The following is a 26,230-nucleotide window of genomic DNA, read 5'->3' on the forward strand; positions in this document are numbered from 1 at the left end:
CCTGCCACGGGCGCGCGCCCCGCCCCGATCACCCCCGAGACCGTCGACGCGTTCCTGACGGAGCGGGGCGCGCGCCCGTGGCAGGTGGAGAACGTCGGCGCGATCGTCACGGTCGCGCTCCTCGACCCCGATCCCGCCGGCGCCTGAGCCCCCGACGCGGCCGGCCGGATCGGTCCGTCGCGTCGCGTCGACGCCGAGGCTACTCGCCGGTAGTGTGACCCGCATGACATCCGTTTCTCTTGCTTCCTTCGACCACCTGCCCGCCCTGGCCCCGGATGAGGTCGTCACCACCGTCACCGTGACCGACCACGCCCTGCCCGAGGGTGCGGGCACGCTCGCGCTGCTCACGCTGGACAACGGGCAGGGACCCCGCCGGCCCGCCACCCTGGGCCCGGCCACGCTCCTCGGCCTCGGCCGGGTGCTCGACGAGCAGGCCGCCCGGGCCGCCGCGGGCGCGATCCAGGCCCTGGCCGTGACCGGTGTGGAGGGGACCTTCGCGGCCGGGGCGGACCTGTCCCTGATCGCGGGCCTCACCGACGACGTCGGCCGCGACCTGGCCCTGCTCGGCCACGCCGTCTACGACCGGCTCGCGGCCCTCGAGATCCCCACGGTCGCGCTCGTGAACGGCCTCGCCCTCGGCGGCGGCCTCGAGCTGGCCCTGGCCGCCGGACACCGCGTGGTGGCCGCCGATGCGAAGGGCTTCGGCCTGCCCGAGGTCCGGCTCGGCCTGATCCCCGGCTGGTCCGGCGTGTGGCGCGTGCCCCATCTGATCGGCCCGGAGGCCGCCGTCGACGTCGTGCTGAAGAACCCCCTCGACGACAACCGCATGCTCGACGCCCGCGCGGCGCACGGGCTCGGCCTGATGGACCGGATCGTGGAGGGGGACCTCCTCGACGCGGGCCTCGAGCTCGCCGCCGCCCTGGTCGCCGGGGACGAGTCCGTGGCGGCCGAACTGGCCGCCCACCGCGACCGCGACGTGTCCGACGCCGCCTGGGACCGCGCCCTGGCGGCGCTGGAGCGGCTGCAGGCCGCTCGCCCCGGACGCCACCTGCCGGCGCGCCGTCACCTGGAGGACCTGTTCACCGGCGCCCGCACGCGCACCCGCGCCGAGTCCGCCCAGGCCGAGGCGGACGCCCTCGGGACGCTGCTGCACTCCCCCGAGTTCCGGCGCACCGTGTACGCGTTCCTCGGCCTCGTCCAGGGCCGCGCCAAGCGCCCCGCCGGCGACCCGGGCCGCGAGCTCGCCCGCGAGGTCCGCAAGGTCGGCATCGTCGGTGCGGGCCTGATGGCCGGCCAGCTCGCCCTCGTCTTCGCCCGGCACCTGCGGGTGCCCGTCGTGATGACGGACGTCGACGCCGAGCGTGTCGAGCGCGGCCTGGCGGGCGTGCGCGCGCAGGTCGAGAAGATGGTCTCCCGTGGACGGCTCTCCGCCGAGGACGGCCAGGCCCTGGCCGGGTTGATCACCGCGGACACGGACAAGGCGGTGTACGCGGACGCCGACATCGTCATCGAGGCCGTCTTCGAGGAGCTCGAGGTCAAGCGCACCGTCTTCCGCGAGCTCGAGGGCATCGTGCGTGAGGACGCCATCCTGATGACCAACACCTCGAGCCTGTCCGTGGCCGCCATGGCCGAGGTCCTCGAGCATCCCGAGCGCCTCGTGGGCTTCCACTTCTTCAACCCGGTGGCGGTCATGCCGCTCGTGGAGATCGTGCGGACCGAGGCGACGACGGACGAGGTCGTGGCCACCGCGTTCGAACTGACCCGCCGGCTCCGCAAGACCGGCGTGCTCGTCCACGACGCCACCGCGTTCGTGGTCAACCGCGTCCTGCTGCGCATGATGGGCGAGGTGCAGAACTCCTTCGACGAGGGCACCGACGCGCACGAGGCCGACCACGCGCTGGACCCGCTGGCCCTGCCGATGACGCCGTTCACCCTCCTGGCCATGGTCGGCATCCCCGTGGCCCAGCACGTGTCCGAGTCCCTCTCCGCGTCCTTCGGCGCGGAGCGCTTCCCGGTCTCGGCGAACCTGCAGCGCCTGATCGACGCCGGCAAGACCGCGATCTGGGCCAAGGACGTCCGCCCCGACCGGCGCGACGAGGAGGCCGCCGGCGCGACCGGCGAGCAGATCCCGGAGGCGACCGCGGCCCTGCTGGAGCAGGGCTCGACCCCGCAGACCTCCGAGGAGCTGCTGCGCCGGGTCGAGGACGCGCTGGCCGAGGAGATCGGCCTGCTCCTGGACGAGCGCGTCGTCGCGGCCCCCGAGGACGTGGACCTGTGCATGATCCTCGGCGCCAACTGGCCCCTGCACCTGGGCGGCATCACGCCGTACCTGGACGACTGCGGGGCCGCCGAGCGGGTGAACGGGCGGCGCTTCCACCCGGCCGCGCAGGCCTGACCGGCCCCGGCCGGGCCGTCCGCGACGGCCCGGCCCACGGCTCAGGCGATCGGCAGCCCGGCGAACGTCACCACGTGCGCGTCGAGCCCGGCGGTCGCCGCGGCCTGGTCGGCCACGGGGGTCGAGGCGGTGCCCCCGCCCCAGTCGGAGGCGACCACGGCGCCCTCGCGCACGAGGTGCGCCCCCAGCTCCACGCCGTCCGCGACGACGGCCACCCGCACGTCCGACCCGCCCGCGTCCGCCGGGCGCAGCTCGGCGCGGGGCACGCGCAGCCCGCCCTGCAGGGGCGAGGCCTCCTCGAGCCGGTCCACGGCGAGCGGGCCCTCGGCGGCCACCCGCGCGAGGAGGAGGTACTCCGCGTACGAGGGCAGCACCGCGGCGTCGATGCCGGCCCGCTCACGGTCGATGCGCACCCGCTGGGCTCCGGCGGAGTCCTCGTGGGTCGTCCATGCCCAGCCGTCCCCGTCGGGCGTGAAGCCGACCTGCGTCTGGGCGAGGTAGCGCTCGGGCAGACCGTCGCGGGCGGCGCGCTGGGCGGGCGTGGGGGCGAAGCCCATGCGGGTGGTCAGCACGCCGTCCTCCAGCACCCGGTGCAGGAAGCCGACGTGCACGTCGTCGAGGGTCACGGCCTCCCACCGCTCGAAGGGGGTGAGGTCCTGGGGCTCGGGGGTCCGTCCCCTCGATCCTCGCACCCGTGGGGCCCGGTCGCATCCGCCCTCGCCGCGGGCGATAATGGGTCGATGACCACGCAGGACTCCCCCCTCACCCCGAACTCCTCCCGGTCCGCCTGCTGCGGCGGCCACGCCCGCCCGGACACCTCGCGCCGCACCGTCCTGGGCCGCGGCGCCGCCGTCGCCGCCGCGGGCGCCGGCGCACTCGCGCTGACCGGCTGCACGGACCAGCTGCGCGAGAAGGACACCGCGCAGGACCACTACACCGGCTCCGACGCCGTCGACGCGCTGCCCGCCGCCGAGCTGCCCGTGGGCGCGTCCCGCGAGGTCCAGGTGCAGGGCCGGACCCTGATGATGCACCGCGTGGACGAGACCACGGTGACCGCCTTCACCAACGTGTGCACGCACCAGGGCTGCCTGCTCCAGGTCGTGGACCGGCAGGAGGGCCCGGCCTACGCGTGCCCCTGCCACGGCTCGCACTTCGACGTCACCTCGGGCAAGCCGTTCGGCGGCCCGGCCCGCCAGGCCCTCATGGACTACGACGCGGCCGTCGTCGACGACCGCATCGTCGTCAAGCTCTGAGCCCGGCTCATTCCTCCGGCGCGCCGTAGCGCCGGCGCGGGGGCACCACGACGGCGGAGCGGTCGTTGGGGTCCCACGCCGGCTGCTCGCGCCGCCGCGCCGGGTAGTAGCGGTGCCGCCACCAGAACCAGATGAGCGCCCCCAGCACCGGTAGCAGCAGCATGAGGCCGACCCACGGCAGGCGCGCCCGGGCGTCCAGGGGGCTGCGGCCCAGCGAGACGAAGCCGGCCACCCACAGCGCACCGGCCACGACGGATACGGTCCAGCCCAGGGCGGCCTCCCCCGGCGTCGGCACGAGCGGGTTCGCGGCGGCCGCGCCGCTCAGCGCGCCGGCCATCAGAAGAGCGCGACCTTCTCCGGGCCCGGGAACAGGGCGTCCAGCTCGGCCAGGTCCTCCGCGGTGGCGAGCCAGTCGGCCGCCGCCGCGTTCTCCACGACCTGCGCGGGACGGGTGGCGCCGGCGATCACGGAGGACACCGGTCCCTGCGCCGCCAGCCACCCGATCGCGGCCTGGACCTCGGTGATCCCCCGCTCCCGGGCGAACCGGCCGAACGCGGCCAGCTGCTCCAGGTCGGCGTCGGCCACCATGTGCTGGCGCACGTGGGACAGGCGCGAGCCCTCGGGGGCGTCGCCCTGCGAGTACTTGCCCGTGAGCAGCCCGTTGGCCAGCGGGAAGTACGGCAGGACGCCGAGCCCGAACTCGGCCGCCGCCGGGACCACCTCGAGCTCGGCCCGGCGGTCCAGCAGGTTGTAGTGGTTCTGCGCGGACACGAAGCGCTCCACGCCCAGCTCGCGGGCCACGTACTCGGCCTGGGCGATCTGCCAGCCGGCCCGGTTCGAGTGGCCCACGTAGCGGACCTTGCCGGCGCGCACGAGGTCGTCGAGCGCGCGGAGGGTCTCCTCGATGGGCGTGGCCGGGTCCGGGGTGTGGAACTGGTAGAGGTCGATCCAGTCGGTGCCGAGGCGGCGCAGGGAGTCCTCGACGGCGCGCACGATGTACCGGCGGGAGCCCCGCGCGCCGCCGTCGTCGCCGGCGACACCGCCCATGTCCATGCCGAACTTGGTGCCGATCACCACCTCGTCGCGGCGGGCGCCCAGGGCGCGGCCGAGCCGCTCCTCGGACAGGCCGGGCTCGGCGCCGTAGACGTCGGCGACGTCGAAGAAGGTGATGCCGGCATCGAGCGCGGCGTGGACGACGGCGTCGGTGCCGGCCTGCTCCAGCGTGGCGGTGCCGGGGCGGCCGAGGTTGTTGCAGCCCAGGCCGACGACGGAGACGGTCAGCCCGGAGCGGCCGAGACGGGTGTGGCGCACGGGTCAGCCCTCCTGCTCTGCGGTGCGGACGTCCACCTTGTTCGGCTGCACGCCGTCGGCGCGCTTGGCGGCCGCCGGGATCTCGGCGGCGGCCTTGCGGGCGTGGGGGGTCCGGACGCGCAGCACGAGGGCACCGACCTCCTCGACGACGTCCTCGACCTCGCCGAGACCGCGCCAGGCCAGCTGGTGGGTCACCTCGACGCGCAGCCGCTCGACGGTGCGCCGCTCGATCGCCGTGGCCTCCCGGCCGCGGAGCCGGTAGGCCACCGGCAGCACGGCGAAGGTCGCGGGGTCCGCCTCGGCGAAGCCCTCCTCCGCGCCCTGCGCCACGAACGCGGCCAGCAGCTGATCACCCTCGGCCTGGTCGGCCAGGGGCTGCTCCCCGACGGTGCCGGGCTGGCCGACCCGACCGTGGTGGACCACGAACTCCCCGGCCTCCGCGTCGGCCCATGCCTCGCGGTACTCGAAGAGCCGGGCGCCGTCGTCGCCGACGCTCTCACGGTACAGCCGGACGATGCTCATGCCTGCTCCTGGTGGTGGGGGGCGGCCGCGTCCTCGGGGACGGGCCGGGCGTACGGGACCTTGGCGCCGAGGACCTGGGCGACGGTGTCCTGGGTGATGCGCTGCGCCGTGAGGCCCACGCGGGCCAGCACCTTCTCGCGGCTGCCGTGGGCGAGGAACTCGACCGGCAGGCCGACCTCGTTCAGGGCGGTGTCCACGCCGGCCGCGCGCATCTCCTGCCGGATCCGCGAGCCGACGCCGCCGGCCCGCACCCCGTCCTCGAGGCACACGACGATCCGGTGGCGGGCGGCCGTGTCGATCACGGACCGGGCCACGGGCAGGACCCACCGCGGGTCGATCACCGTGGCGCTGATGCCGTGCCGCTCGAGCCGTTCGGCGACGTCGAGGCCGAGCTCGGCCATCGCGCCCACCGCCACGATCAGCACGTCCCGCTCGGCGCCGTCGCGCCCGCCGGCCTCGCCCCGCCGGGCGAGCACGTCCGTGCCGTCCGACAGCCGCTCCAGGGCGCGCACCGGCTCGCCGACCGAGCCCTTCGCGAACCGCACCACGGTGGGCGCGTCCTCGACGGCGACGGCCTCGCGCAGCTCCTCCCGGAGCGTGTCCGCGTCGCGGGGCGCGGCGATCCGCAGCCCCGGCACCGACTGCAGCAGGGCCAGATCCCACATGCCGTGGTGGCTCGGGCCGTCCGGCCCGGTGACGCCCGCGCGGTCCAGCACGAACGTCACGCCCGCACGGTGCAGGCCCACGTCCATGAGCACCTGGTCGTAGGCGCGGTTGAGGAAGGTCGCGTAGACGGCCACCACGGGGTGCAGACCGCCGAAGGCCATGCCGGCGGCCGAGGTGACCGCGTGCTGCTCGGCGATGCCGACGTCGAACACCCGGTCCGGATGGGCCAGCGCCATCGGGGCCAGGCCCACGGGGTTCTGCATGGCGGCGGTGATGGCCACGACGTCCGGCCGCTCATTCGCGATCGCGACCATCTCCTCGCCGAACACGGAGGTCCAGGACTGGGCCGTCGACGAGGTGATGGGCTCGCCCGTGGAGGGGTCGATCACGCCGATCGCGTGGAACTGGTCCGCCTCGTGCGCGACCGCCGGCGGATAGCCGTGCCCCTTCTCGGTCATCGCGTGGACGATCACGGGCCCGCCGTACGCCCGCGCGTCCTCCAGGGCCTCCTCCATGGCGGTGAGGTCGTGACCGTCCACCGGGCCGATGTACTTCATGCCCAGGTCCTCGAACAGGCCCTGCGGCGCCCAGAGGTCCTTGAGGCCCTTCTTCGCCGCGTGCAGCGGCCGGTACACCAGCTCCCCCGCGAGCCCGGCCTCCTGGAGGCGGCGCTTGAGGTAGTCGAGGGTCTGCTCATAGCGGTGGTGGGTGCGCACCTTGTCCAGCACCCCGCGGCGCAGTCCGCCCAGGTGCTCGGCGACACCGCCCACGGTGGGCGCGTACGAGCGGCCGTTGTCGTTGACGACGATCACCACGCGACGGTCCCGGCCGGCGGCGATGTTGTTGACGGCCTCCCAGGCCATGCCCCCCGTGAGAGCACCGTCGCCGATCACGGCCACCACGGTGCGGTCCCCCTGCCCGGTCTGCGCCCAGGCCCGCGCGATGCCGTCCGCCCAGGAGAGCGAGCTGGAGGCGTGCGAGGACTCCACCACGTCGTGCTCGGACTCGGTGCGGTCGCCGTAGCCGGACAGACCCCCCTCCTGGCGGAGCGTCGTGAAGTCCTGGCGTCCGGTGAGCAGCTTGTGCACGTACGACTGGTGACCCGTGTCGAAGATGACCGCGTCCTTCGGCGACTCGAAGACGCGGTGCACGGCCAGCGTCAGCTCGACGACGCCCAGGTTCGGTCCGAGGTGGCCGCCCGTCTTGGAGACGTGGGCGATCAGGTAGGCGCGGATCTCCGCCGCCAGCGCGGTCAACTGGTCCTCCGTGAGGGCCGACAGGTCCGCCGGGCGGGCGATCTGCGGCAGCAGCGGGGCGCCGGGGCTCGTGGGGGGCAGATGTTCCATGGTGCGACCAGCCTACTCCGCGGCTCCGCACCCGGGCGGGACGCGGGCGGCGGCCCGCGCGGGCGGGCCCCGTGGATCAGGCCTTCGCGGCGATCTGACGGAGCACGTACTGAGACATGCTTCGCTCTGCCTGGCGATAGTTGCACAGCTTCCGTCGGCTCTCAGGATCCCTGTCTCGATGGGACGCCCGACGATGCAACCGTACAAGACCAATTTCTCTTGGGTGATCGGCGGTACTGGGATCGTCTTCTCACCACGGTGATGTTCACGAGACGACGCAGCCGATCCCGTCACGACGGCGAGCGAGGTGAGCCCGTCCGTTCGGGCCTCGATTCCATCTGCGACCAGAGCCGCCGAGCCGATGTTCTCCATCGCAGCCTCAGCGCTGCCACCCCGGGTCGATTGGATCTTGGCCGGGCGATTCCATGCCCGCCGATCGACATCGACTTGATACCCGGGAGGGGTATAGCGTTGACTGGACCAGAACGAACAGGAGACTTCATGCGCAAGCACCTCATGACCACCGTCGCCGCAGGAGTGCTCGGAGGAGCGCTCGTGTTCACCGGCTGCAGCACCGGCGGCGGCCAGGACCAAGGGACCCCCTCGACGACCAGCCAGCACGAGGGCCACGGCAGCAGCTCTGACAGCGGCGGGATGGAGCATCCGATGGACGGCGGCCCCGCCCCCGAGGGCATCGAGACGGCTGCGTCGCCCACATACCCGGTCGGCACCGAGGTCACGCTCACCGCCGACCACATGGAGGGCATGGACGGTGCGAACGCGACGATCGCCGGCGCGTACGACACGTACACCTATGCGGTGGACTTCACGCCGTCCGCAGGCGGGGAGCCGGTCAAGGATCACAAGTGGGTCGTCCAGCAGGAGATCAAGGACGCCGGAGATGAACGTCTGGCCGACGGCACCGAGGTCACTCTCGAGGCCGAACACATGGAAGGCATGAAGGGCGCGAAGGCGACCATCGCCTCCTCCACCGAGGAGACCGTCTACATGGTCGATTACGAGTCCGACGGCATGACGATGACCAACCACAAGTGGGTCGTCGAGAGCGAGCTCAAGCCGGCCTCCTGAGCCGATCGCCGCGGGCGCGCTGAAGGTCCGCGGCGAAATACGACCCGATCGAAGGAAAGATCGGGGAATGACGAGGGGAAGCGAAGAGCATGACGGACCCGACCACGCATCACCATGACCACGCCGGCGTCGCGACCACCGAGTCCGGCCACCGTGACGACTCGCGCGCCGAGAACGAAGACCACACCATGGAACACGGTGACCACGCCGGGCACGGTCATCACGGCGGTGGTCACGCGGGCCACGGCGACCACGTCGGCCAGTTCCGGCGGCTGTTCTGGATCAACCTGATCATCGCCATCCCGGTGGTCGCGTTCTCCCCCATGTTCGCCATGCTCCTGGGCTACTCGGTCCCCAGCTGGGCGGGCTGGGTCGCCGCAGTCCTCGGCTCCGTCATGTACGCCTGGGGCGGCACCCCGTTCCTCACCGGTGCTGTCAGCGAGCTGAAAAGCCGCCAGCCGGGGATGATGCTGCTCATCGCGCTCGGCATCACCGTAGCGTTCCTCGCCTCCTGGGCCGCCACTGTCGGTCTCGTCCACCCCGAGCTCGAGTTCTGGTGGGAGTTGGCGCTGCTGATCGTCATCATGCTGCTGGGCCACTGGATCGAGATGCGCTCACTGGCCCAGACCACCTCGGCGTTGGACTCCCTCGCCGCGCTGCTCCCTGACGAGGCTGAGCGTATAGAGGGAGACGACGTCGTCAAGGTCGACCCGGCAGAGCTGCGCGTCGGCGACGTCGTCATCGTCCGGCCTGGCGGCAGCGTCCCCGCCGACGGCACCATCGTCGACGGCCGCGCCGACATGGACGAGTCCATGATCACCGGCGAATCACACCCCGTCGCCCGCGGCGAGGGCGAGAACGTCACCGCCGGCACCGTGGCCACCGACTCCGGCCTGCGCGTAGAGATCACCGCCACCGGCGACGACACGGCTCTGGCGGGCATCAACAGGCTCGTCGCCGAGGCGCAGGGCTCATCCTCCCGTGCCCAGCGCATCGCCGACCGGGCTGCGGCCCTGCTGTTCTGGTTCGCCCTCGGAGCTGCGCTGATCACCGCCGTCGTCTGGACGCTCTTCGGGCTCCCCGACGACGCGGTCGTTCGCACCATCACTGTCCTCGTCATCGCCTGCCCCCATGCGCTGGGTCTGGCGATCCCTCTGGTCGTGTCCATCGCCACCGAGCGCGCCGCCCGCGGCGGCGTCCTGATCAAGGACCGCCTCGCCCTGGAGTCCATGCGCCAGGTCGACGCGGTGCTCTTCGACAAGACCGGCACCCTGACCAAGGGCGAGCCCACCGTCACCGGCGTGGAGCCGACCGGCGGCCTGAATGCCGAACAGCTCCTCGCCCTGGCCGCCTCCGCCGAGGCCGACAGTGAGCACCCCCTCGCCCGGTCCATCGTCACCGCCGCCAAGGAGAAGGGCCTCGCCGTCGAACCGGCCAGCGGGTTCACCTCCTCCCCGGCGGTCGGCGTCACCGCGACGGTGGCCGACCATGAGATCCGCGTCGGCGGACCCCGTCTGCTCGAGGAGACCGGCCAGGACGAGATCGGTGTCGCCGACGAATGGCGGGCAGAGGGTGCGATCATCCTGCACGTCCTCCGCGACGGCAAGGTCATCGGCGGTCTCAAGCTCGCCGACGAGGTTCGCCCAGAGTCCCGCGACGCCGTCGATGCGCTCCATCAGCTCGGCGTCGAGGTCGTCATGATCACCGGCGACGCGGAAGCCGTGGCGAACGAGGTGGGAAGAGAGCTCGGCATCGACCGGGTCTTCGCCGGCGTCCGCCCCGAGGACAAATCCGCCAAGGTCGACCAGCTGCAGAAGGAGGGCAAGAAGGTCGCCATGGTCGGCGACGGCGTCAACGACGCCCCTGCCCTGGCCCAGGCCGACGTCGGCATCGCCATCGGGGCCGGCACCGACGTCGCCATCGCCTCTGCAGGTGTCATCCTCGCCAGCTCCGACCCGCGTAGCGTGCTCTCGGTGATCCAGCTCTCCCGTGCCGCATACCGTAAAATGAGGCAAAACCTGTGGTGGGCTGCAGGGTACAACTTGCTCTCTGTGCCGCTCGCGGCTGGCGTGCTCGCACCCGTCGGCTTCGTCATGCCGATGTCAGTAGGTGCGATCCTGATGTCGATCTCCACCGTCATCGTCGCGCTCAACGCCCAGCTGCTGCGTCGCATCGACCTCGCCCCAGCTGCCAGCACCCGCTCCGTCCTGGAGCACCAGAAGTGAAGGACACACCCGTGACCACTGAAACTGCAGCCGATGAGACCGGTACCGACACCGGAGCCCACCGGTACGGCTACATCAGTGTCAAGGACCGCTACCGCAACCGCATGAAGCGTATCGAAGGCCAAGCCCGCGGCATCACGAAGATGATCGACGACGAAAAGTACTGCATCGACATCCTCACCCAGGTCTCGGCCCTCACCCGCGCCCTGCAAGGAGTGGCGACCGGTCTGCTCGATGACCACCTCAAGCACTGCGTGCTCGACGCCGCCAAGAAAGGCGATGAAGACGCGGCCATCGCCAAGATCCAGGAGGCCAGCGACGCCATCAATCGCCTCGTGCGCTCCTGACACCAGCCGATGTCTTCGACACAGGGTGCCTCGGACCGGTGGACCCCAGATCAGGACAAGGCTCTTGATGTCTCCGGGCAGGCGTGCTTTGCACCTCGTCGCGCCCTGGGCACCGGCGAACTCGGGATGCCTTCTGTCTAACCTGACGACATGAACACGTTCACCTGAGAAAAGAGTTGGGCATGCCACTTGCCATTGTTGCTCCGATCCAGTCCTCCAGGAGCCGCCTGAGGATCTGCGCGGCCTTGACCGGTCTGGCGACCAGCGCCGTCCTCCTGCTCAGCGGCTGTGCTGATGCGGGACCGTCCGCTGATGCAGGATCCGATCACTCACTGGTGGTCGAGCACAATCTAGACGGATTGAATGCTCGCGAGATCATCACGCGCCTCGACTCAACGAAGGTGACAGATCGCTCGTCTGAATTCATCGCGTCGATTGAACCCGACCAGCTTGTACTGACCGACGATCAGAACAATCAGACCACCGTGCCGATGCCAGAGGACGAGTTCTACGTCTCTATCGCCCCGTATCGCAGCCAGACTCACGAATGCTACTTCCACAGCCTCACGACCTGCACCGGCGAACTCGCCAATACTGACGTCCACGTCACCGTGGTCGAGGCGACGTCCGGGGAGACCCTCCTCGATGAAACGCTGACGACGTACGACAACGGATTCGTCGGGGTCTGGCTGCCGCGTGGAATTGACGCTACTCTCACTGTCTCAGCTGAAGGCCGCACCGCGAAAAAGGCCATCTCGACCCGCCCCGACGACCCCACCTGCTTGACCGGTCTTCAGCTGGTTTGAGGCCCAGGCCTCATGCTCCTCTGCAGCGGCGACAGATCAGGCCTCGAGACGTCCCATCCTTGGACTCCCACAGGGTCTCGGCGTCCCGATGTGAGGATTCGCCCGAGAGCCGGCTTCAGAGTCATCGCAGGGCATCACCACACCGGGCTGAAGCCTCGTCGACCAATATCAACCAGTGCCAACTGAAGAGCACTACATCGCTCACGCCGCTTCACGACGTGCATTCCGGGGGATCCTCTCTGTCCAGGTCCTCACGCTCATACCTGCCGGTGCTGAGCCTCGCCGAGCTTCTCGAGCACTTGACCTGGATCGTCGATCCGTTCGAACACGCCACTCGGGCGTGTCCGACAATGCCGTTGACCACGCGAGCACAGCATTCAGGACCACGGCAGCCCGGTCCACGATCGCGTACTTGTCGTACGTGCTCGCCAGGCCCGGCCATTGCTGCAGGTGCGCGTCCTGGCGCTCGATCACGTTCCGGCCCGTGTAAGCGTCCAAGTCCAGGCCCGCGGTTCGGCCGCCGGCCGAGCCGCGGCGTCTGCGGTGGCCCTGCTGGTCAGCCGGTTGGGGAGGACGGCCTCGATGCCACCGGCGCGCAGATGGGTGCCGATCGCCCGCGATGAGTACGCCCTCTCGCCCAGCACCGTCGACCAGCTGATGGGTCTTCGTGCTCAGCCCGCTCCGTGAGCGCCCGAGGCCGTGGTCGGCGGGCTCTTCACGCGGATTCCTTGTCGTTCGATCCAGCCCCCCGTGAGCCGGGTGGTGTTCCTCGCGTGCTGATGGGCGCGGGCGATCGTGGAGTCCACCGAGACCGACCAATCGATCACGATTTCGGCATCCGCTGCGGCGGTCAGTGTTGCCAGCACCGTGTCCCAGGTGCCCTCTTCGGCCATGCGGCCGTGCCAGGTCCACACGACTCAGCCAGGGCCCGTAGACCTCGGGCAGGTCCCGCCAGGGGATCGATGCACCTGTACCGGTGGATGATGGCGTCGACCATCGTGAGGGCATCGGCGAACGGCCGGCCCTGCCGGCCTGTGGGGGCGTGGGAGAGCATCTGGAACCGGGACCGTGTCTTCGAGGGTGCCGGCCTTCCCCCGGCTTCATTGTCAGACACGCCCGAGGACCGTCTGGCCCAAGGGTTGGACGGTCCCTGCACTGGGGGATGAAGAGCGTCCTGCACCGGCGTCGGCCCCGGCGCCCACGACGACGGCGGCCCGCCGCCCTCCGTGCGGAGGGCGGCGGGCCGCCGTCGTGATGCCCGCGCGCGGGCGGTGTCCCGTGGATCAGGCCTTCGAGGCGATCTGACGGAGCACGTACTGCAGGATGCCGCCGTTGCGGTAGTACTCGGCCTCACCGGGGGTGTCGATGCGGACGACCGCGTCGAACTCGGTGACCTTGCCGTCCTCGCCGGTGGCCGTGACCTTCACGGTCTTCGGCGTGGTGCCCTCGTTGAGGGCGGTGATGCCGGAGATGTCGAAGGTCTCGGTGCCGGTCAGGCCCAGCGAGTCGGCGTTCTCACCCTCGGGGAACTGCAGCGGCAGCACGCCCATGCCGATGAGGTTCGAGCGGTGGATGCGCTCGAAGGACTCGGTGATCACGGCCTTGACGCCCAGGAGCGCCGTGCCCTTGGCCGCCCAGTCACGGGAGGAGCCGGAGCCGTACTCCTTGCCGCCCAGGACCACCAGCGGGGTGCCCTGCTCGGCGTAGTTCTGCGCCGCGTCGTACACGTAGGCCTGCGGGGCGCCCTCCTGGGTGAAGTCGCGGGTGAAGCCGCCCTCCACGCCGTCGAGCAGCTGGTTCTTGATGCGGATGTTCGCGAACGTGCCGCGGATCATCACCTCGTGGTTGCCACGACGGGAGCCGTAGGAGTTGAAGTCCTTGCGCTGCACGCCGTTCTCCAGCAGGTAGCGGCCCGCCGGGGTGTCCGACTTGAAGGAGCCGGCCGGGGAGATGTGGTCCGTGGTCACGGAGTCGCCCAGCTTGAGCAGGACGCGGGCGCCGGAGATGTCGGACACCGGGTCCGGCTGCATGGTCATGCCCTCGAAGTACGGGGGCTTGCGCACGTAGGTGGACTTCTCGTCCCACTCGAAGGTGGAGCCCGAGGGGGTCTCCAGGGACTGCCAGCGCTCGTCGCCGTCGAAGATCGTGGCGTACTGCGAGGTGAACATCTCGGTGTCGATCGACGCGTCGATGATCTTCTGGACCTCGGTCGGGTCCGGCCAGATGTCCTTGAGGAAGACGTCGTTGCCCTCGGTGTCCTGGCCCAGGGCCTCGTTCTCGAAGTCGAAGTCCATGGTGCCGGCCAGGGCGTAGGCGACCACCAGCGGCGGGGAGGCCAGGTAGTTCATCTTCACGTCCGGGTTGATGCGGCCCTCGAAGTTGCGGTTGCCGGAGAGCACCGCGGTCACGGACAGGTCGTTCTCCTGGATGGCCTCGGAGATCTCGGACTCCAGCGGGCCGGAGTTGCCGATGCAGGTGGTGCAGCCGTAGCCGACCACGTTGAAGCCGAGGTCGTTGAGGGACTCGCGCAGCCCGGACTTCTCGTAGTAGTCGGTCACCACGCGGGAGCCCGGGGCCACGGAGGTCTTCACCCACGGCTTGGACTTCAGGCCCTTGGCGACCGCGTTGCGTGCCAGCACGCCGGCCGCCATCATCACGGACGGGTTGGACGTGTTGGTGCACGAGGTGATCGAGGCGATGGACACGGCGCCGTGGTCCAGCTGGAACTGGCGGCCGTCCGGCATGGCCACGTCCACGAGCTTGGACGGGCGGCCCTCGCCGGCCTCGTCCTGCGTGGCGTAGTTGTGCAGGTCCTTGCGGAACTGGTCCTTGGAGTCGGTGAGCTCGATGCGGTCCTGGGGACGCTTCGGGCCGGAGATGGAGGGCACCACGGTGGACAGGTCCAGCTCGAGGTACTCGGAGTAGGCGACCTCGGAGGACGGGTCGTGCCACATCCCCTGCTCCTTGGTGTACGCCTCCACGAGGGCGACCTGCTCCTCGGAGCGGCCGGTCAGGCGCAGGTAGTCGAGGGTGACCTCGTCGATCGGGAAGATCGCGGCGGTGGAGCCGAACTCGGGCGACATGTTGCCGATGGTGGCGCGGTTGGCCAGGGGCACGGAGCCGACGCCCTCGCCGTAGAACTCGACGAACTTGCCGACCACGCCGTGCTGGCGGAGCATCTCGGTGATGGTCAGCACCACGTCGGTCGCGGTGGCGCCGGACGGGATGCTGCCGGTCAGCTTGAAGCCCACGACCCGCGGGATCAGCATGGACACGGGCTGGCCGAGCATCGCGGCCTCGGCCTCGATGCCGCCGACGCCCCAGCCGAGCACGCCCAGGCCGTTGACCATGGTGGTGTGCGAGTCGGTGCCGACGCAGGAGTCCGGGTAGGCGCGCAGCACGCCGTCGACCTCGCGGGTCATCACGGTGCGGGCCAGGTTCTCGATGTTGACCTGGTGGACGATGCCCATGCCCGGGGGGACGACCTTGAAGTCGTCGAAGGCGGTCTGGCCCCAGCGCAGGAACTTGTAGCGCTCGCCGTTGCGCTCGTACTCGATCTCCATGTTCCGCTCGATGGCGGCGTCGTTGCCGAAGGAGTCGATCTGCACGGAGTGGTCGATCACGAGCTCGGCCGGGGAGAGCGGGTTCACGCGCTCCGGGTCGCCGCCCAGGTCCTGGATGGCCTCACGCATGGTGGCCAGGTCCACGACGCAGGGCACGCCGGTGAAGTCCTGCATGATCACGCGCGCCGGCGTGAACTGGATCTCGGTGTCCGGCTGGGCGTTCGGGTCCCAGGCGGCCAGGGCCTTGATCTGGTCGGCGGTCACGTTGGCGCCGTCCTCGGTGCGCAGCAGGTTCTCCAGCAGCACCTTCAGGGAGTAGGGCAGCTTCTGCGCCCCCTCGACCTTGTTCAGACGGAAAATCTCATACTCGGCTCCCTTGACGTCCAGGACGCCCTTGGAGCCGAAGCTGTCGACGGTGGTCACGAGAGGACTCCTCTTCCCGCCCGGTTTCCTCCGGGCGCTCGTCCAGTGGGGGGTGGTCACCCGCGGCCGCGGACCGCGCGCCGTCCGGGACGGGCGTCGTCTGCGTCACAGGTGCCGCACTGCGTCCCAGGGTACCGCGCCGGTCCCGTGTGACGCGGGCATGGCGCGCGGCGGCCCGCAGGCCGCCGCGCGGATGCCGGGTCAGATCTCGACGACGGCCGCGGCCGGGGCGCTCTGGGCGGCCGGCACCAGCACGGTCACCGACTCGAGGTGGTGCGTGTCCGGGTAGAGGTCGAACACGCGGGCGCGCTCCACCTCGTAGCCGCCGTCGCGCAGCCACGCCAGGTCGCGGGCGAACGAGGCGGGGTCGCACGAGACGTACACGATGCGGCCCGGCTCGAGCGCGAGGATGCGCTCGATCGCCCGCCGCCCCGCGCCCGCCCGCGGCGGGTCCAGGACGACGGTGTCCAGCGCGGCACCGCCGAGGCCGCCGTCCGCCACGGGACGCTCGGGGTACTTCAGCCAGCTGCCGAGCACCTTGTCCGTGGGGCCGTTGAGCACCGAGGCCTGCGGCTGGTCGTGCAGGTTGCGGCGGGCGTCCTTCGAGGCCTGGCGGGAGGCCTCCACCGAGTACACGCGGCCCTCGGGTCCCACGGCGTCCGCCAGGTACGCGCTGAACAGGCCGGCGCCGCCGTAGAGGTCGGCCACGACCTGGCCCGGCTCGACGCGCGCGTCCTCGAGCACCGCGTCCACGAGGGTGGCCGGGGCGTGCTGGTGGACCTGCCAGAAGCCGTCACCCGTGACGCGGAAGCGCTTGGTGCCGCCGCGCTCGGACTCCACGGTCTCCTCGACCCAGGTCTTGCCGGTGATGCGCTCGACCTTGACCGGCTGGAACTGCTTCGGGCCGGGCAGGGCCAGGCCGGTGGAGACGTCCACGCCGCACGCATTGGCCGCCTGGCGGATCCGGGTGCGCAGCCGGCCGAGCTTGACCTCGTCCGCCCGCGTCTGCGGGGTGGGCGTCACCAGCACGAGGGGGCGGGAGCCGGAGGCCGGCGTCGCGACGTCCACGCGGGCGGCTCCGGTGAAGTCCCAGTCCCACAGGGCGAGCGCATCGAGGGCCGGCACGCCGAGCGGCATGTTGCGCACGGGTAGGAGGGTCGCCGAACGGTAGGCGTGCATCGCGATGTGCCCCTGGGGGGTCACCGCGAACGCGTTCCGGGTCCGCCAGCGCTGGCCGGTGGGCTCGTCCTCGGAGCCGGCGAAGCACACCTCCGGCTCCACCGCGAGGTCGGCGATGCGGTGCACCGTGTCCCGGAAGACCTGGGCCTTGAGCCGGCGCTGGTGCGGGACCACGATGTGGCCGAACTCGGCGCCGCCCACGGGCGGGCGACCCGAGGCGTGGGCGCGCAGCATGTCCGCGAGCTTCCACTGGTGGATGCGGCGGAACTCGGAGGGCCGCAGCACCTCCACGACGTCGCCGCGCCAGAAGCGGGCCCCGTCCTCGGCCTCGGTCAGGGCCACCCGGACCTTCTCGCCGGGCACGGCGTGGCGCACGAAGACGACCCGCCCCTCGTGCCGGGCCACGCAGTGGCCGCCGTGGGCCATGGCCCCGACCTCCACCTCGATGGTCCTCCCGATCCCGGTGACGTCTGTGGACGTGTCGACGACTGCCATGTCTGGCTCCTCTCGCATCGCAGCGCGCTTCAGGTCTTGCCCTGAGCATCGACTGGTCAGATGATCATCATCCTTGCAGACCGATGCGGCTGTGTCGCCTCGATCGTGGGCGCGCCGTCGGACGGCGTCATCCGCCGCTCCCCGGGGGCGCCGGGGCGGTCAAGAGCCCTGGCCCTCGTGGACCTGCCACGGCACCGAGCCCACCATCACGCCCGGCTCCCGCTGCAGTCGCCGCGTCTGGCGGGTGGCGGTCCGGTTGTGCAGGAGCGTGCGCCAGCCCGGCCGGACCACGTACTCCGGGATGAACACCATGGTCAGGTCCCGCGGGGAGCGGCGTCGGTGCTCGCGCACATGCCGCACCAGGGGGGCCACCGTGTCGCGGTAGGGCGAGGCGATCACGGTGAGCGACATCGGCAGGCCGGCACGCTCCCAGGCGTCGATCACCTCCAGGGTGGCGGCGCGCTCGGCGTCCACGACGACGGCCTCGAGGGAGGACGGCCGCGACGCGCGGGCGTAGGCCAGCGCCCGCAGCGCCGGCCGGTCCAGCGTGGTCACGACGACCACCACGTGGACCCGCGAGGGCAGGGCCCGCGCGTCGTCCTGGGGGTCCGGTGCGAGCTCGCGGTCCACGTCCGCGTAGTGGCGGCGGATCCGCCCCATCACCAGCGAGCCGAGCACGATCGCCAGCAGCGCCACCCACGCGCCCTGCGTGAAGCGGGTGACCAGGACGACGACGCCCGCCAGCGCCGTGACCACCCAGGCCACCGCCGTGATGATCAGGCGCAGCCGGACGGCCGCGCGGGCCCGGGCGCCCGGTGTGTGCACGAGCCGGCGGCGCCACAGCCGCAGCATGCCGGCCTGCGCGAGCGTGAAGGCCAGCAGCACGCCGATGACGTAGAGCTGCACGAGCAGGGCGGTCCGGGCCTCGAAGAACAGCACGAGCGAGAGGGCCACGGCCCCCATCCCGAGGACGCTCCACGTGTGCACCAGCCGGTCGCTGCGGACCCTCAGCTGCCGGGGCAGGTAGCCGTCCTCGGCCACGCGCGCGGCCAGGGCGGGGAACGAGCGGAACGCCGACTTGGCCGCGAACAGCAGGAGCAGGGCGGTGGCCGCGATGGTGGCGACGGACAGGATGCTGCCCGGGCCGTACACGGTGTCCGCGAGCTGGGCGAGCACGGGGGCGGGGGCGCGGTCGGGCGTGACCTCGGCACCCGCGGCGTCCCGGAGGTTCTCCAGCTCCAGCCCGACGACGACGCCGGTGCGCTGAGCCAGGTGCATGACGCCCACGGTCAGCGCGCCGAGGGTGAGGGCCATCACGGTGAGCACCCACCGCACCGTGGGCACGGCCGGCCGGGCCATCAGGCGGGTGCTCGAGACCGGCACCTCGACGCCGGTGAGCAGCACCGATCCCGCGCTGAACGCGCGCAGGGCGAGCAGCGCCGTCGCCACGGTGCCGACGGTCCCGCCGACCCCGGCGCCCTCCTGCGTCCAGCCGGCCGTCGGCGCCGCGCCGAGCAGCCCACGGCCCTCCTGCCACAGGCCCGCCAGGACGAGCAGCGCGGTCAGGGCGACGAACACGCTCACGAGCACGGGCAGCACCCACCGGGACAGCCGCACCCCGCGGAGCGCGGCCAGCAGTACGCCCACGAGCGCGGCCGAGGCCACCAGCACGCGGCTGCCGACGGTGAGTCCGGGGGCCAGCGCCGCCACGAAGTGGGCGAAGGCGGCCACGGAGACCGCGGCGGTGAACACGAAGTCCAGCAGGAGTGCGGCCGAGGCGACGACGCCGGCCCTCGGGCCCAGCTTCGTGCCGGCCATGTGATAGATGCCGCCGTGCGGAACGGCGGCGACCGCGGCGCGGAAGGACACGACGATGAGCAGCATCACCGCGACGACGGCCCAGCCGACGGCGGGTCCGAGCGCGAGCGCGGACGTGCCGGCCGCGACCAGGGTGAGGATGACCTCGTCCGGGGCGTAGGCGAGGGAGGACAGGGCGTTCGACGACGTCACGGGCAGCGCCCGCCACCGGTTCATGCGGGGCTCGTCGGCGGCGTGCGACGTCACGGGGCGACCGAGGAGGCCGCGGCGCAGGAGGAAGGACAGCGTGGCCACCGCACCACGGTACCCCCGCCGGGCCCGGGCGCCGCGGCGACGCGGATGCTCCCGGACGTGCCCGCCGGATGCGAGGATGGAGCGCGCGTCGGCTCCCCGGCGCACGGAGCACCGCACGAGAGGCAGGGACGGGCATGGCCCACTACGTGATCGTCGGCGGCGGACGGGTGGGCACCCGGTTGGCGGCCGCACTGGACGCGGCCGGTCACGGCGTCGCCCTCGTGGACCGCGACCCGCGGACCGTGGAGGGGCTGGCCCCCGGCTTCTCCGGCGAGCTCGTGGCCGGCGTGGGCTTCGACCGCTCCGCGCTGCTCGCCGCCGGCATCGACCGCGCGCAGGGCCTGGCGGCCGTGACCGCGGACGACAACACGAACATCATCGCCGCCCGCGTGGCCCGCGAGACCTTCCACGTGGACCACGTGGTGGCGCGCATCTACGACGCCGACCGGGCCCGGCTGTACCAGCGCCTCGGCATCCCCACGGTCGCCTCCATCCAGTGGACGGCCGACCAGGTGCTGCACCGGCTGCTGCCGGCCGGCACCGCCGACGCGGAGCACCGCGACGCCTCCGGCCGGCTGCTCGTGACCGAGCTGGTCCCCCACTCTTCGTGGTGGGGCCGTCGGCTGACCGACGTCGAGTCCACGGTGGGGATGCGCATCGCCTACCTCACCCGGCTCGGCGACGGCCAGCTGCCCCGGCCGGGCGACCGCCTGCAGGAGGGCGACGTGCTGCACGCCGTCTACCCGGTGGACCGCCGGGACCAGGTGGAGGCCGCCCTGCAGGGCGAGGCACGCGTGCCGGACGGCACGGACGAGGACGAGGAGGGACGGGCATGAGGGCCGTCATCGCCGGAGCCGGCGCCGTGGGCGCCTCCATCGCGCGGGAGCTGCACGCGCACGGCCACGAGGTGGTCGTCGTCGAGGCGCGCACGGACGCGGCCCGCAAGGCCGACGTCGGCGGCGCACGCCTCGTCCTCGGGGATGCGTGCGACCTGACCGTGCTCGAGCAGTGCGGCGCCCTGGAGGCGGACGTGCTCGTCGCGGCGACCGGCGACGACCGGGTCAACCTCGTGTGCTCCCTGCTGAGCCGCTCGGAGTTCGGCGTCGGCCGCACCGTGGCTCGCGTCAACAACCCGCTCAACGACTGGCTCTTCGACGAGTCGTGGGGCGTGGACGTGGCCGTGTCCACCCCCTCGATCATGACGGCGCTCGTGGAGGAGGCCGTGGAGACCGGGGACCTCGTGCGCCTGCTCAGGCTGGAGGCCGGCGGCGCGGCGCTGTCCGAGTTCCGGGTCCCGGCAAAGCACTGGCTCGAGGGCCGGCGCATCGGCACCGTGTCCTGGCCGCAGGAGGCTCCGCTCGTGGCGGTCGTGCGCGACGGCGCCCCCCGGCAGGCGTCGGCGGACGAGGTCCTGGAGGTGGGCGACGAGCTCTTCTTCCTGGCCGCCGGCTCCGCCGAGCCGGCCCTGCGTCGCCTCCTCGTCGGCGAGGGCCGCGCTCAGGGACGCTCGGAGGCGGCGGAGTCCGCCGGCACGCCGTCGTCCTGACCGGGCGAGCTGACGGACCAGGCGAGCCAGAGCCCCAGGGCATAGAGCGGCAGGCCCATCACCAGGCGGGCCACCCCGAGCGCGGTGACGGCGTCCCCGAGGTAGAGGGGCACCTGCACCGCCAGGCGCAGTGCGAACACGGCCACGAGGATCCAGGTGGCCGCGGCGTAGGCGCGGCGCCGACGCCGGTGGGCCCGCCAGCGGGTGCCCTCGGCGCGCACGAGGCCGAGCACCAGGCCCGCCGCGGGCCAGCCCACGAGGACGGACACCGCGAACGCGAGGCCGTAGGCGGCGTTGGTGACGAAGCCCCACAGGTAGTAGTCGCGGGCCTGGCCGGTGGTCAGGGAGACCACGACGGACAGGACGACGACGGCGAGGCCGGCCAGCACCTGGACCGGCGACTGGCGCTGGACGAGGCGCGCGACGCCCAGCACGAGAGCGACCGCGACGGCGGCCACGCCGGAGGGCCACACCTGCTGGGTGGCGACGTAGCCGACCATGTAGACGAGGGTGGGCAGGGAGGCCTCGACGATGCCGCGCCAGCCACCGACGCTGCCCAGCGCGTCGAGGCGGCCGCGCTCGTCCAGGCGGGCTCGAGACGGCAGGGGGCCGGCCCCGTCCGGGGCGGCGGTGACGGGGCCACGCGGCTCGGTCATGGGCTCTCCTCTCGGGGCCGTGCTCAGAGCGTGGCCTCGGGCGCGTCGACCAGGTCGAACTCGGGGTTGTGCAGGGTGGGCACGCCGTCCATCTGGGTGACGCGGCCGCGGACCGTCAGCCACTCCCCCGGCATGACGCCGGGCACGCGGCGCCGCCCGTGCCAGACCAGCTGCAGCGTCTCGGCGGGCGCCATGCTCCCGGGTGCGGGCAGGCGGTCGGCCAGGGCCGCGCGGAAGACGGTCGCCTCGTCCGCGCCGGGCAGCGTGACGGAGGCGATGACGCCGCGGCGCTCGATGCGGCCTGCGGCGCCGGTCGGGCGGGCCGCGACGGCGGGGCTCACCGGATCTCCGTGATCTCCGGACCGCGCTCGGGCAGCGCGGTGGTCTCCGGTGCCGCGCCGTCCCCCGGGCCGGCGGCGGTGTCCGCGAGCACGTCCCGGCCCTCGTCCGGGGCCGGGCGGCGACGCTGCAGCGGGCGCGCGTTGGGCGGCGGACGCAGGGGCAGCAGCTCGCGCGGCGGGAGCGGCTCGTCGCCCCGCACCACGACCAGGTCGGAGAACACCTGTTCCAGCGGCTCGGCGGCCTCCGGCTGGAAGGCGGCCTCGCCGTGGAACACGCCGCGGACGAACCAGCGCGGTCCGTCCACGCCCACGAACCGGGCGACGTTCCACCCCGGCGAGCCGTCCGGCAGCGCCGCCGGCACGCGCGTGAGGATCTCGACGCCGAAACGGCCGGTCTGCTCCTGCACGGTCGCGTGGGCCGTGGTCGACAGGGAGTCGTGCAGCTCGGCGCGCAGGTCGTCCCACAGACCCGTGCGACGGGGGGCGCTGAACGCCTGGACCTGCAGGGCCGAGCGTCCGAGGCTGATGGTGGCGGCGACGATCCGCTTCGTCGCGTCCTCGACGTCGAGGCGCAGCTTCATGCCCTGGACGGCCCTCAGGCGCAGCGACCCCAGGTCGATCATGCCGGCGGGATCCGGGCGGGTGGCGACGTCGTGCGGACCGACGTCGGCGGTTGCCGGCGCGGCGGCGATCTCGAGGTCGCGCTCCTCCAGCAGCTCGTCCGGCAGGCTGACCTGCTCGTGGCGCACGGTGCGGTTGCGTCCGAAGATCACGACGTCCTCCCAGGGGTGGTGTCGGCGGTGAAGCCGCCGGTCGAGCCGAAGCCGCCGGCCCCGCGCTCGGAGTCGGGCAGCACGTCCACGGGCTCGAAGCGGGCGCGCACGACCGGCTGCAGCACGAGCTGGGCGATCCGGTCGCCGCGGCGCAGCACGATCGGCTCGGTCGGGTCCAGGTTGATCAGGGGCACCTTGATCTCGCCGCGGTAGCCGGCGTCGATGGTGCCCGGGGCGTTGACGATGGTCAGGCCGCGACGGACCGCGAGACCCGAGCGGGGGTGCACGAACCCCGCGTGGCCTTCCGGGATGGCCAACGCCACGCCGGTCGGCACCAGGGCGCGCTCGCCCGGGGCCAGGGTCACGTCGACGGCGGTGCGCAGGTCCGCGCCCGCGTCGCCCGGCTGCGCGTAGGCGGGCGGGGCCAGGCCCGGATCGAGGGCGTGCAGGGGCACGGGCAGCTCGGCGGAGTCGGTCACGAGGCCCGACCCTACACGAGCACCCGTCGGCCCGGGGCCGCGTCGAGGCGGTCGGGCGGGCGCCCTCGCCGGTGCCGCGCGGCGGGACCGGAGTCCGGATGTGGGAAGCTGGGACCCATGCGTGATCCCCAGCAGCACCCCGTCGCCGATGCCTCCCGCCGCGCCCCCGAGGGCGCTGCGGCGGGACCCGATCCGGTCCTGTTCGAGGAGCGGTTGACGCCCTCCCCGGGGGTCTGGGCCGTGGCGCTCATGCTGGCGGCGTTGACGATCCTCGTGTTCGCGCCGATCGACCTCGGGCTGGGCATCGCCGCCGCCGTCGTGTTCTTCGCCGTCGAGGCCCTGCTCCTGGTGGCCACCACCCCGCGCATCGTGGTGCGCGAACGCACCCTCCAGGTGGGCCGCGCCAGCATCGAACGGCACCACGTCGGTCAGGTCACGGGGTATCGCGGCGAGGACGCCCGGGCCCAGCGCGGCCCGCTGCTGCACGGGCTGGCCTTCGTGAACCTGCGCGGCTGGATCGGGCCCGTCGTGCGGATCCAGCTGACCGACGAGCGCGACCGCACGCCCTACTGGCTGACCAGCACCCGGCGTCCGGAGGAGCTGGTCGCGGCCCTCGGCGGGGCCATGGCCCGGCAGGAGGGGGCGGCCGAGGACCGCTGACCGCCCCGGCGGCGGGGGCTCAGCCCTCGCAGTCGCTGCAGTAGATCAGGCCGTTCTTCTCACGCGCGGCCTGCGAGCGATGGCGGACCAGGAAGCAGGAGGCGCAGGTGAACTCATCCGACTGGGCGGGCAGCACCCGCACCATCAGCTCTTCACCCGAGAGGTCGGCGCCAGGCAGCTCGAACCCCTCGGCGGCCTCCGCCTCGTCCTCGTCCACGACGGCGGACTGGGTGTCCGTGCGCCGTGCCTTCAGCTCCTCGATGGAGTTCTGGCTCAGCTCTTCCTCGTTCTTGCGAGGGGCGTCGTAGTCAGTGGCCATGGGGTTTCACGCTCCGCTGGTGGGGGACGGCACCGGGACCGGTGCCGGCACTGCGCGGACGGCGTCGTGGGCGGACCACGCGTCACCGGCCTGCGCCGTTGCGCGTAGATTGTGCACCATGGCCGAACCCGTGCCAAATGTTGACGGGCACGCTCGCCCAGGGCGGATTCCCGCGGCCGCTCGTCCCTCGCCCGGGCCGTGGTCTGCGGCACGGCGGCTAGGATCGGGGCATGCCCGGCCGGGCGTCCACATGCCCGGTGACCAGAACACGATGTGGGAGGGACCACCGCCATGGCAGAGCTGCGACTGACCGGACCCACCGAGGACGGCGACGCGCTGCGCCTGTCGGGGCCCGAGGGTGAGGAGCACACGCTCGCCCTCTCCCCCTATCTGCGCCGGCTGGTCATCGAGGGCGCTGCGCCCGAGGCCGTGCGACCGGCCGAGGGCGGCCCCGCGGCCTGGCACGACATGACGGAGACGGACGTCCCCGGGACGGGCGACGAGGACGCCGAGGGACCGGTGGACGCGACGACGCAGGCCGACGATGCCGCGGAGGAGGGCGAGCGGGCTCCCGACGTGCCCTCCGGCCCGACCCGTCCGGACGAGGACCTCGCGCTCACCCCCCGCATCGACCCGCAGCCCGCGGCCGACGATGAGACCGCAGACGGCCCGACCCCGGCGCCGCTGACCGACCAGGAGTCCATCAAGGCCGCCGCGACCCACGAGGCCGAGCCCCTCACCCCCCGGGAGATCCAGCAGCGCATCCGTGCGGGCGCCTCCGTGGAGCAGGTCGCCCGGGAGAGCGGGAACGCGTTCTCGCGCATCCGCACCTACGGTCACCCCGTCCTGGCCGAGCGCGACTGGATCGCCCGACAGGCCCGCGCCGTCGAGGTCTGGGTCGGCGGGCCCGACCTCTACGCGGACCTCGTCCAGGACGGCGGCCCCACGACGCTCGGCGAGCTCGCCGCGCACCGACTCGCCGAGCTGGGCGTGGACGAGGCGAGCCTCGAGTGGGACGCGTGGCGCGAGGACCAGGCCGGCTGGACCGTGGCCGCCCGGTTCGCCGTGGCCGGCGCGAGGAGTCTGCCCACCCGCGAGGAGCCGCCGGCGCTCTGGACGTTCCGCCCGGCCGGACGCCACCTCGAACCCGAGAACGCCTGGGCCCGCGCCCTGTCCGAGGCGGAGGCCTGGGACCTGGTCCCCCGCGCCCCCGCGGCCGAACCGGTGACGGACGACGTGGACGCCGAGGACGCCGTGACCCCCGCGGGTGCGCACTCCCCGGCCGCCGACCGCGACGCCGATCTGCTGGAGATCCTGCGGGTGCGCCGGGGTCAGCGTGTGGGCGCGGACCTGGAGTCGGACGACGCGCTCGCGCACCTGATCGCTCGCGAGCACCAGGACCGGAGTCGGCGCGAGGCCGCCCAGGCGCCCGAGCGGCTCGCCCCGGTCGACGCCGAGGGGGCCCTGACGACCGCCGACGACGCCCCGGTCGTCGACGCGCCGGAACCGGCCGCCGAGACCGACCGCGCCGAGGACACTGCCGCAGACGTCGCGGACGCGGGTGTCGAGGACGAGGGGGCGGAGCCCGCGCCTCGCGAGCGTGCCGCGCGCCCTGCCATGCCGACCGTCACGCCGCGCCCCCGGGCCCGCTCGGCCGCTCGCCGCGCGTCCGTGCCCAGCTGGGACGAGATCGTCTTCGGCCGCAAGGGCGACTGACCCCGGCC

Annotated in this window: 23 protein-coding genes and 1 pseudogene; 10 read left to right on the forward strand and 14 right to left on the reverse strand. The window is 72.7% G+C overall.

What is annotated here, in order from left to right; translation table 11 throughout:
- Nucleotides 1–223 precede the first annotated feature (223 nt).
- The gene (locus CITRIK5_RS05140; protein ID WP_201294445.1) at nucleotides 224–2,395 is read left to right on the forward strand and encodes a 3-hydroxyacyl-CoA dehydrogenase NAD-binding domain-containing protein; all 2,172 of its coding nucleotides are present in this window, start codon (nucleotides 224–226) and stop codon (nucleotides 2,393–2,395) included.
- A gap of 41 nt (nucleotides 2,396–2,436) precedes the next feature.
- Here the strand turns inward: CITRIK5_RS05140 and CITRIK5_RS05145 are convergent, their stop codons facing one another.
- Complete coding sequence (locus tag CITRIK5_RS05145; RefSeq protein ID WP_236557143.1) at nucleotides 2,437–3,021, reverse strand: hypothetical protein; 585 nt, start codon at nucleotides 3,019–3,021, stop codon at nucleotides 2,437–2,439.
- Between the two features lie 114 nt (nucleotides 3,022–3,135).
- Between CITRIK5_RS05145 and CITRIK5_RS05150 the strand changes: the two genes are divergently transcribed.
- Nucleotides 3,136–3,648 carry a Rieske (2Fe-2S) protein gene (locus CITRIK5_RS05150; RefSeq protein WP_078025486.1) on the forward strand — a complete coding sequence of 171 codons (513 nt, stop codon included), beginning with the start codon at nucleotides 3,136–3,138 and terminating at the stop codon, nucleotides 3,646–3,648.
- A 7-nt stretch (nucleotides 3,649–3,655) separates the two neighbouring features.
- On the opposite strand, the gene CITRIK5_RS05155 is transcribed toward CITRIK5_RS05150, so the two are convergent.
- Genes CITRIK5_RS05155 through dxs form a run of 4 tightly spaced genes read right to left on the reverse strand, consistent with a single transcriptional unit; the run spans nucleotide 3,656 to nucleotide 7,493 of the window.
- A complete protein-coding gene (locus tag CITRIK5_RS05155; RefSeq protein WP_159833191.1) occupies nucleotides 3,656–3,985 on the reverse strand; it encodes a PLD nuclease N-terminal domain-containing protein in 330 nt (109 codons plus the stop codon).
- Nucleotides 3,985–4,959, reverse strand: coding sequence for an aldo/keto reductase (locus CITRIK5_RS05160; RefSeq protein WP_049147649.1), 975 nt, complete (start codon nucleotides 4,957–4,959; stop codon nucleotides 3,985–3,987). The genes CITRIK5_RS05155 and CITRIK5_RS05160 overlap by 1 nt, the downstream gene beginning before the upstream one ends.
- Before the next feature lie 3 nt (nucleotides 4,960–4,962).
- Entirely contained in the window at nucleotides 4,963–5,481 is a 519-nt protein-coding gene (locus CITRIK5_RS05165) for a hypothetical protein (protein ID WP_036382832.1), read from the reverse strand.
- Entirely contained in the window at nucleotides 5,478–7,493 is a 2,016-nt protein-coding gene (gene dxs / locus CITRIK5_RS05170; protein ID WP_159833193.1) for a 1-deoxy-D-xylulose-5-phosphate synthase, read from the reverse strand. The genes CITRIK5_RS05165 and dxs overlap by 4 nt, the downstream gene beginning before the upstream one ends.
- Nucleotides 7,494–7,994: 501 nt before the next feature.
- Between dxs and CITRIK5_RS05175 the strand changes: the two genes are divergently transcribed.
- The 4 genes from CITRIK5_RS05175 (at nucleotide 7,995) to CITRIK5_RS05190 (ending at nucleotide 11,960) form a co-directional block, all read left to right on the forward strand.
- The gene (locus CITRIK5_RS05175) at nucleotides 7,995–8,582 is read left to right on the forward strand and encodes a YdhK family protein (RefSeq protein WP_036382830.1); all 588 of its coding nucleotides are present in this window, start codon (nucleotides 7,995–7,997) and stop codon (nucleotides 8,580–8,582) included.
- Between the two features lie 89 nt (nucleotides 8,583–8,671).
- Entirely contained in the window at nucleotides 8,672–10,807 is a 2,136-nt protein-coding gene (locus tag CITRIK5_RS05180; protein WP_159833195.1) for a heavy metal translocating P-type ATPase, read from the forward strand.
- Nucleotides 10,808–10,818: 11 nt separating this feature from the next.
- Entirely contained in the window at nucleotides 10,819–11,154 is a 336-nt protein-coding gene (locus tag CITRIK5_RS05185; RefSeq protein ID WP_280790510.1) for a metal-sensitive transcriptional regulator, read from the forward strand.
- 182 nt (nucleotides 11,155–11,336) lie between these two features.
- Nucleotides 11,337–11,960, forward strand: a complete 624-nt coding sequence (locus CITRIK5_RS05190) for a CueP family metal-binding protein (protein ID WP_144819003.1) — start codon at nucleotides 11,337–11,339, stop codon at nucleotides 11,958–11,960.
- Nucleotides 11,961–12,296: 336 nt separating this feature from the next.
- Here the strand turns inward: CITRIK5_RS05190 and CITRIK5_RS05195 are convergent.
- The 4 genes and pseudogenes from CITRIK5_RS05195 to CITRIK5_RS05210 all read right to left on the reverse strand — a co-directional run.
- Nucleotides 12,297–13,014 (reverse strand): annotated as a pseudogene (locus tag CITRIK5_RS05195) (transposase); the annotation flags it as partial.
- A 229-nt stretch (nucleotides 13,015–13,243) separates the two neighbouring features.
- A complete protein-coding gene (gene acnA / locus CITRIK5_RS05200) occupies nucleotides 13,244–15,946 on the reverse strand; it encodes an aconitate hydratase AcnA (protein ID WP_041104628.1) in 2,703 nt (900 codons plus the stop codon).
- Nucleotides 15,947–16,147: 201 nt separating this feature from the next.
- Entirely contained in the window at nucleotides 16,148–17,620 is a 1,473-nt protein-coding gene (locus CITRIK5_RS05205; RefSeq protein ID WP_020625083.1) for a class I SAM-dependent RNA methyltransferase, read from the reverse strand.
- A 159-nt stretch (nucleotides 17,621–17,779) separates the two neighbouring features.
- Nucleotides 17,780–19,732, reverse strand: a complete 1,953-nt coding sequence (locus CITRIK5_RS05210; RefSeq protein WP_134377120.1) for an APC family permease — start codon at nucleotides 19,730–19,732, stop codon at nucleotides 17,780–17,782.
- A gap of 134 nt (nucleotides 19,733–19,866) precedes the next feature.
- Here CITRIK5_RS05210 and CITRIK5_RS05215 point away from each other — a divergent pair, with 134 nt between their 5' ends.
- Together CITRIK5_RS05215 and CITRIK5_RS05220 are read left to right on the forward strand one after the other, a co-directional pair.
- Nucleotides 19,867–20,568: a TrkA family potassium uptake protein gene (locus CITRIK5_RS05215; protein ID WP_020625081.1), complete on the forward strand. Its 702-nt coding sequence runs from the start codon at nucleotides 19,867–19,869 to the stop codon at nucleotides 20,566–20,568.
- Nucleotides 20,565–21,278 (forward strand): TrkA family potassium uptake protein, encoded by a 714-nt coding sequence (locus CITRIK5_RS05220; RefSeq protein WP_020625080.1) that lies wholly within the window; start codon nucleotides 20,565–20,567, stop codon nucleotides 21,276–21,278. The genes CITRIK5_RS05215 and CITRIK5_RS05220 overlap by 4 nt, the downstream gene beginning before the upstream one ends.
- Here CITRIK5_RS05220 and CITRIK5_RS05225 read toward each other — a convergent pair.
- From CITRIK5_RS05225 to dut, 4 genes are read right to left on the reverse strand one after another with little or no spacing between them, the layout of a single operon-like run.
- Complete coding sequence (locus tag CITRIK5_RS05225) at nucleotides 21,230–21,934, reverse strand: DUF3159 domain-containing protein (RefSeq protein WP_020625079.1); 705 nt, start codon at nucleotides 21,932–21,934, stop codon at nucleotides 21,230–21,232. The genes CITRIK5_RS05220 and CITRIK5_RS05225 overlap by 49 nt on opposite strands.
- 23 nt (nucleotides 21,935–21,957) lie before the next feature.
- Nucleotides 21,958–22,275 (reverse strand): OB-fold nucleic acid binding domain-containing protein, encoded by a 318-nt coding sequence (locus tag CITRIK5_RS05230; protein ID WP_041104625.1) that lies wholly within the window; start codon nucleotides 22,273–22,275, stop codon nucleotides 21,958–21,960.
- Entirely contained in the window at nucleotides 22,272–23,048 is a 777-nt protein-coding gene (locus tag CITRIK5_RS05235; protein ID WP_134377119.1) for a DUF3710 domain-containing protein, read from the reverse strand. Before CITRIK5_RS05235 ends, CITRIK5_RS05230 begins: the two co-directional genes overlap by 4 nt.
- The gene (gene dut, locus CITRIK5_RS05240) at nucleotides 23,045–23,527 is read right to left on the reverse strand and encodes a dUTP diphosphatase (protein WP_010078549.1); all 483 of its coding nucleotides are present in this window, start codon (nucleotides 23,525–23,527) and stop codon (nucleotides 23,045–23,047) included. The genes CITRIK5_RS05235 and dut overlap by 4 nt, the downstream gene beginning before the upstream one ends.
- 117 nt (nucleotides 23,528–23,644) lie before the next feature.
- Here dut and CITRIK5_RS05245 point away from each other — a divergent pair, with 117 nt between their 5' ends.
- Complete coding sequence (locus tag CITRIK5_RS05245) at nucleotides 23,645–24,187, forward strand: DUF3093 domain-containing protein (RefSeq protein WP_041104623.1); 543 nt, start codon at nucleotides 23,645–23,647, stop codon at nucleotides 24,185–24,187.
- Nucleotides 24,188–24,206: 19 nt separating this feature from the next.
- Here CITRIK5_RS05245 and CITRIK5_RS05250 read toward each other — a convergent pair whose 3' ends face one another.
- Nucleotides 24,207–24,506: a DUF4193 domain-containing protein gene (locus CITRIK5_RS05250; RefSeq protein WP_041104622.1), complete on the reverse strand. Its 300-nt coding sequence runs from the start codon at nucleotides 24,504–24,506 to the stop codon at nucleotides 24,207–24,209.
- Between the two features lie 291 nt (nucleotides 24,507–24,797).
- On the opposite strand from CITRIK5_RS05250, the gene sepH reads away from it, so the two are divergent.
- Nucleotides 24,798–26,222: a septation protein SepH gene (sepH, locus tag CITRIK5_RS05255; protein ID WP_123244104.1), complete on the forward strand. Its 1,425-nt coding sequence runs from the start codon at nucleotides 24,798–24,800 to the stop codon at nucleotides 26,220–26,222.
- Nucleotides 26,223–26,230 lie beyond the last annotated feature (8 nt).

This window comes from Micrococcus sp. 116 (assembly GCF_902506395.1).
GTDB classification, from domain to species: domain Bacteria; phylum Actinomycetota; class Actinomycetes; order Actinomycetales; family Micrococcaceae; genus Micrococcus; species Micrococcus luteus.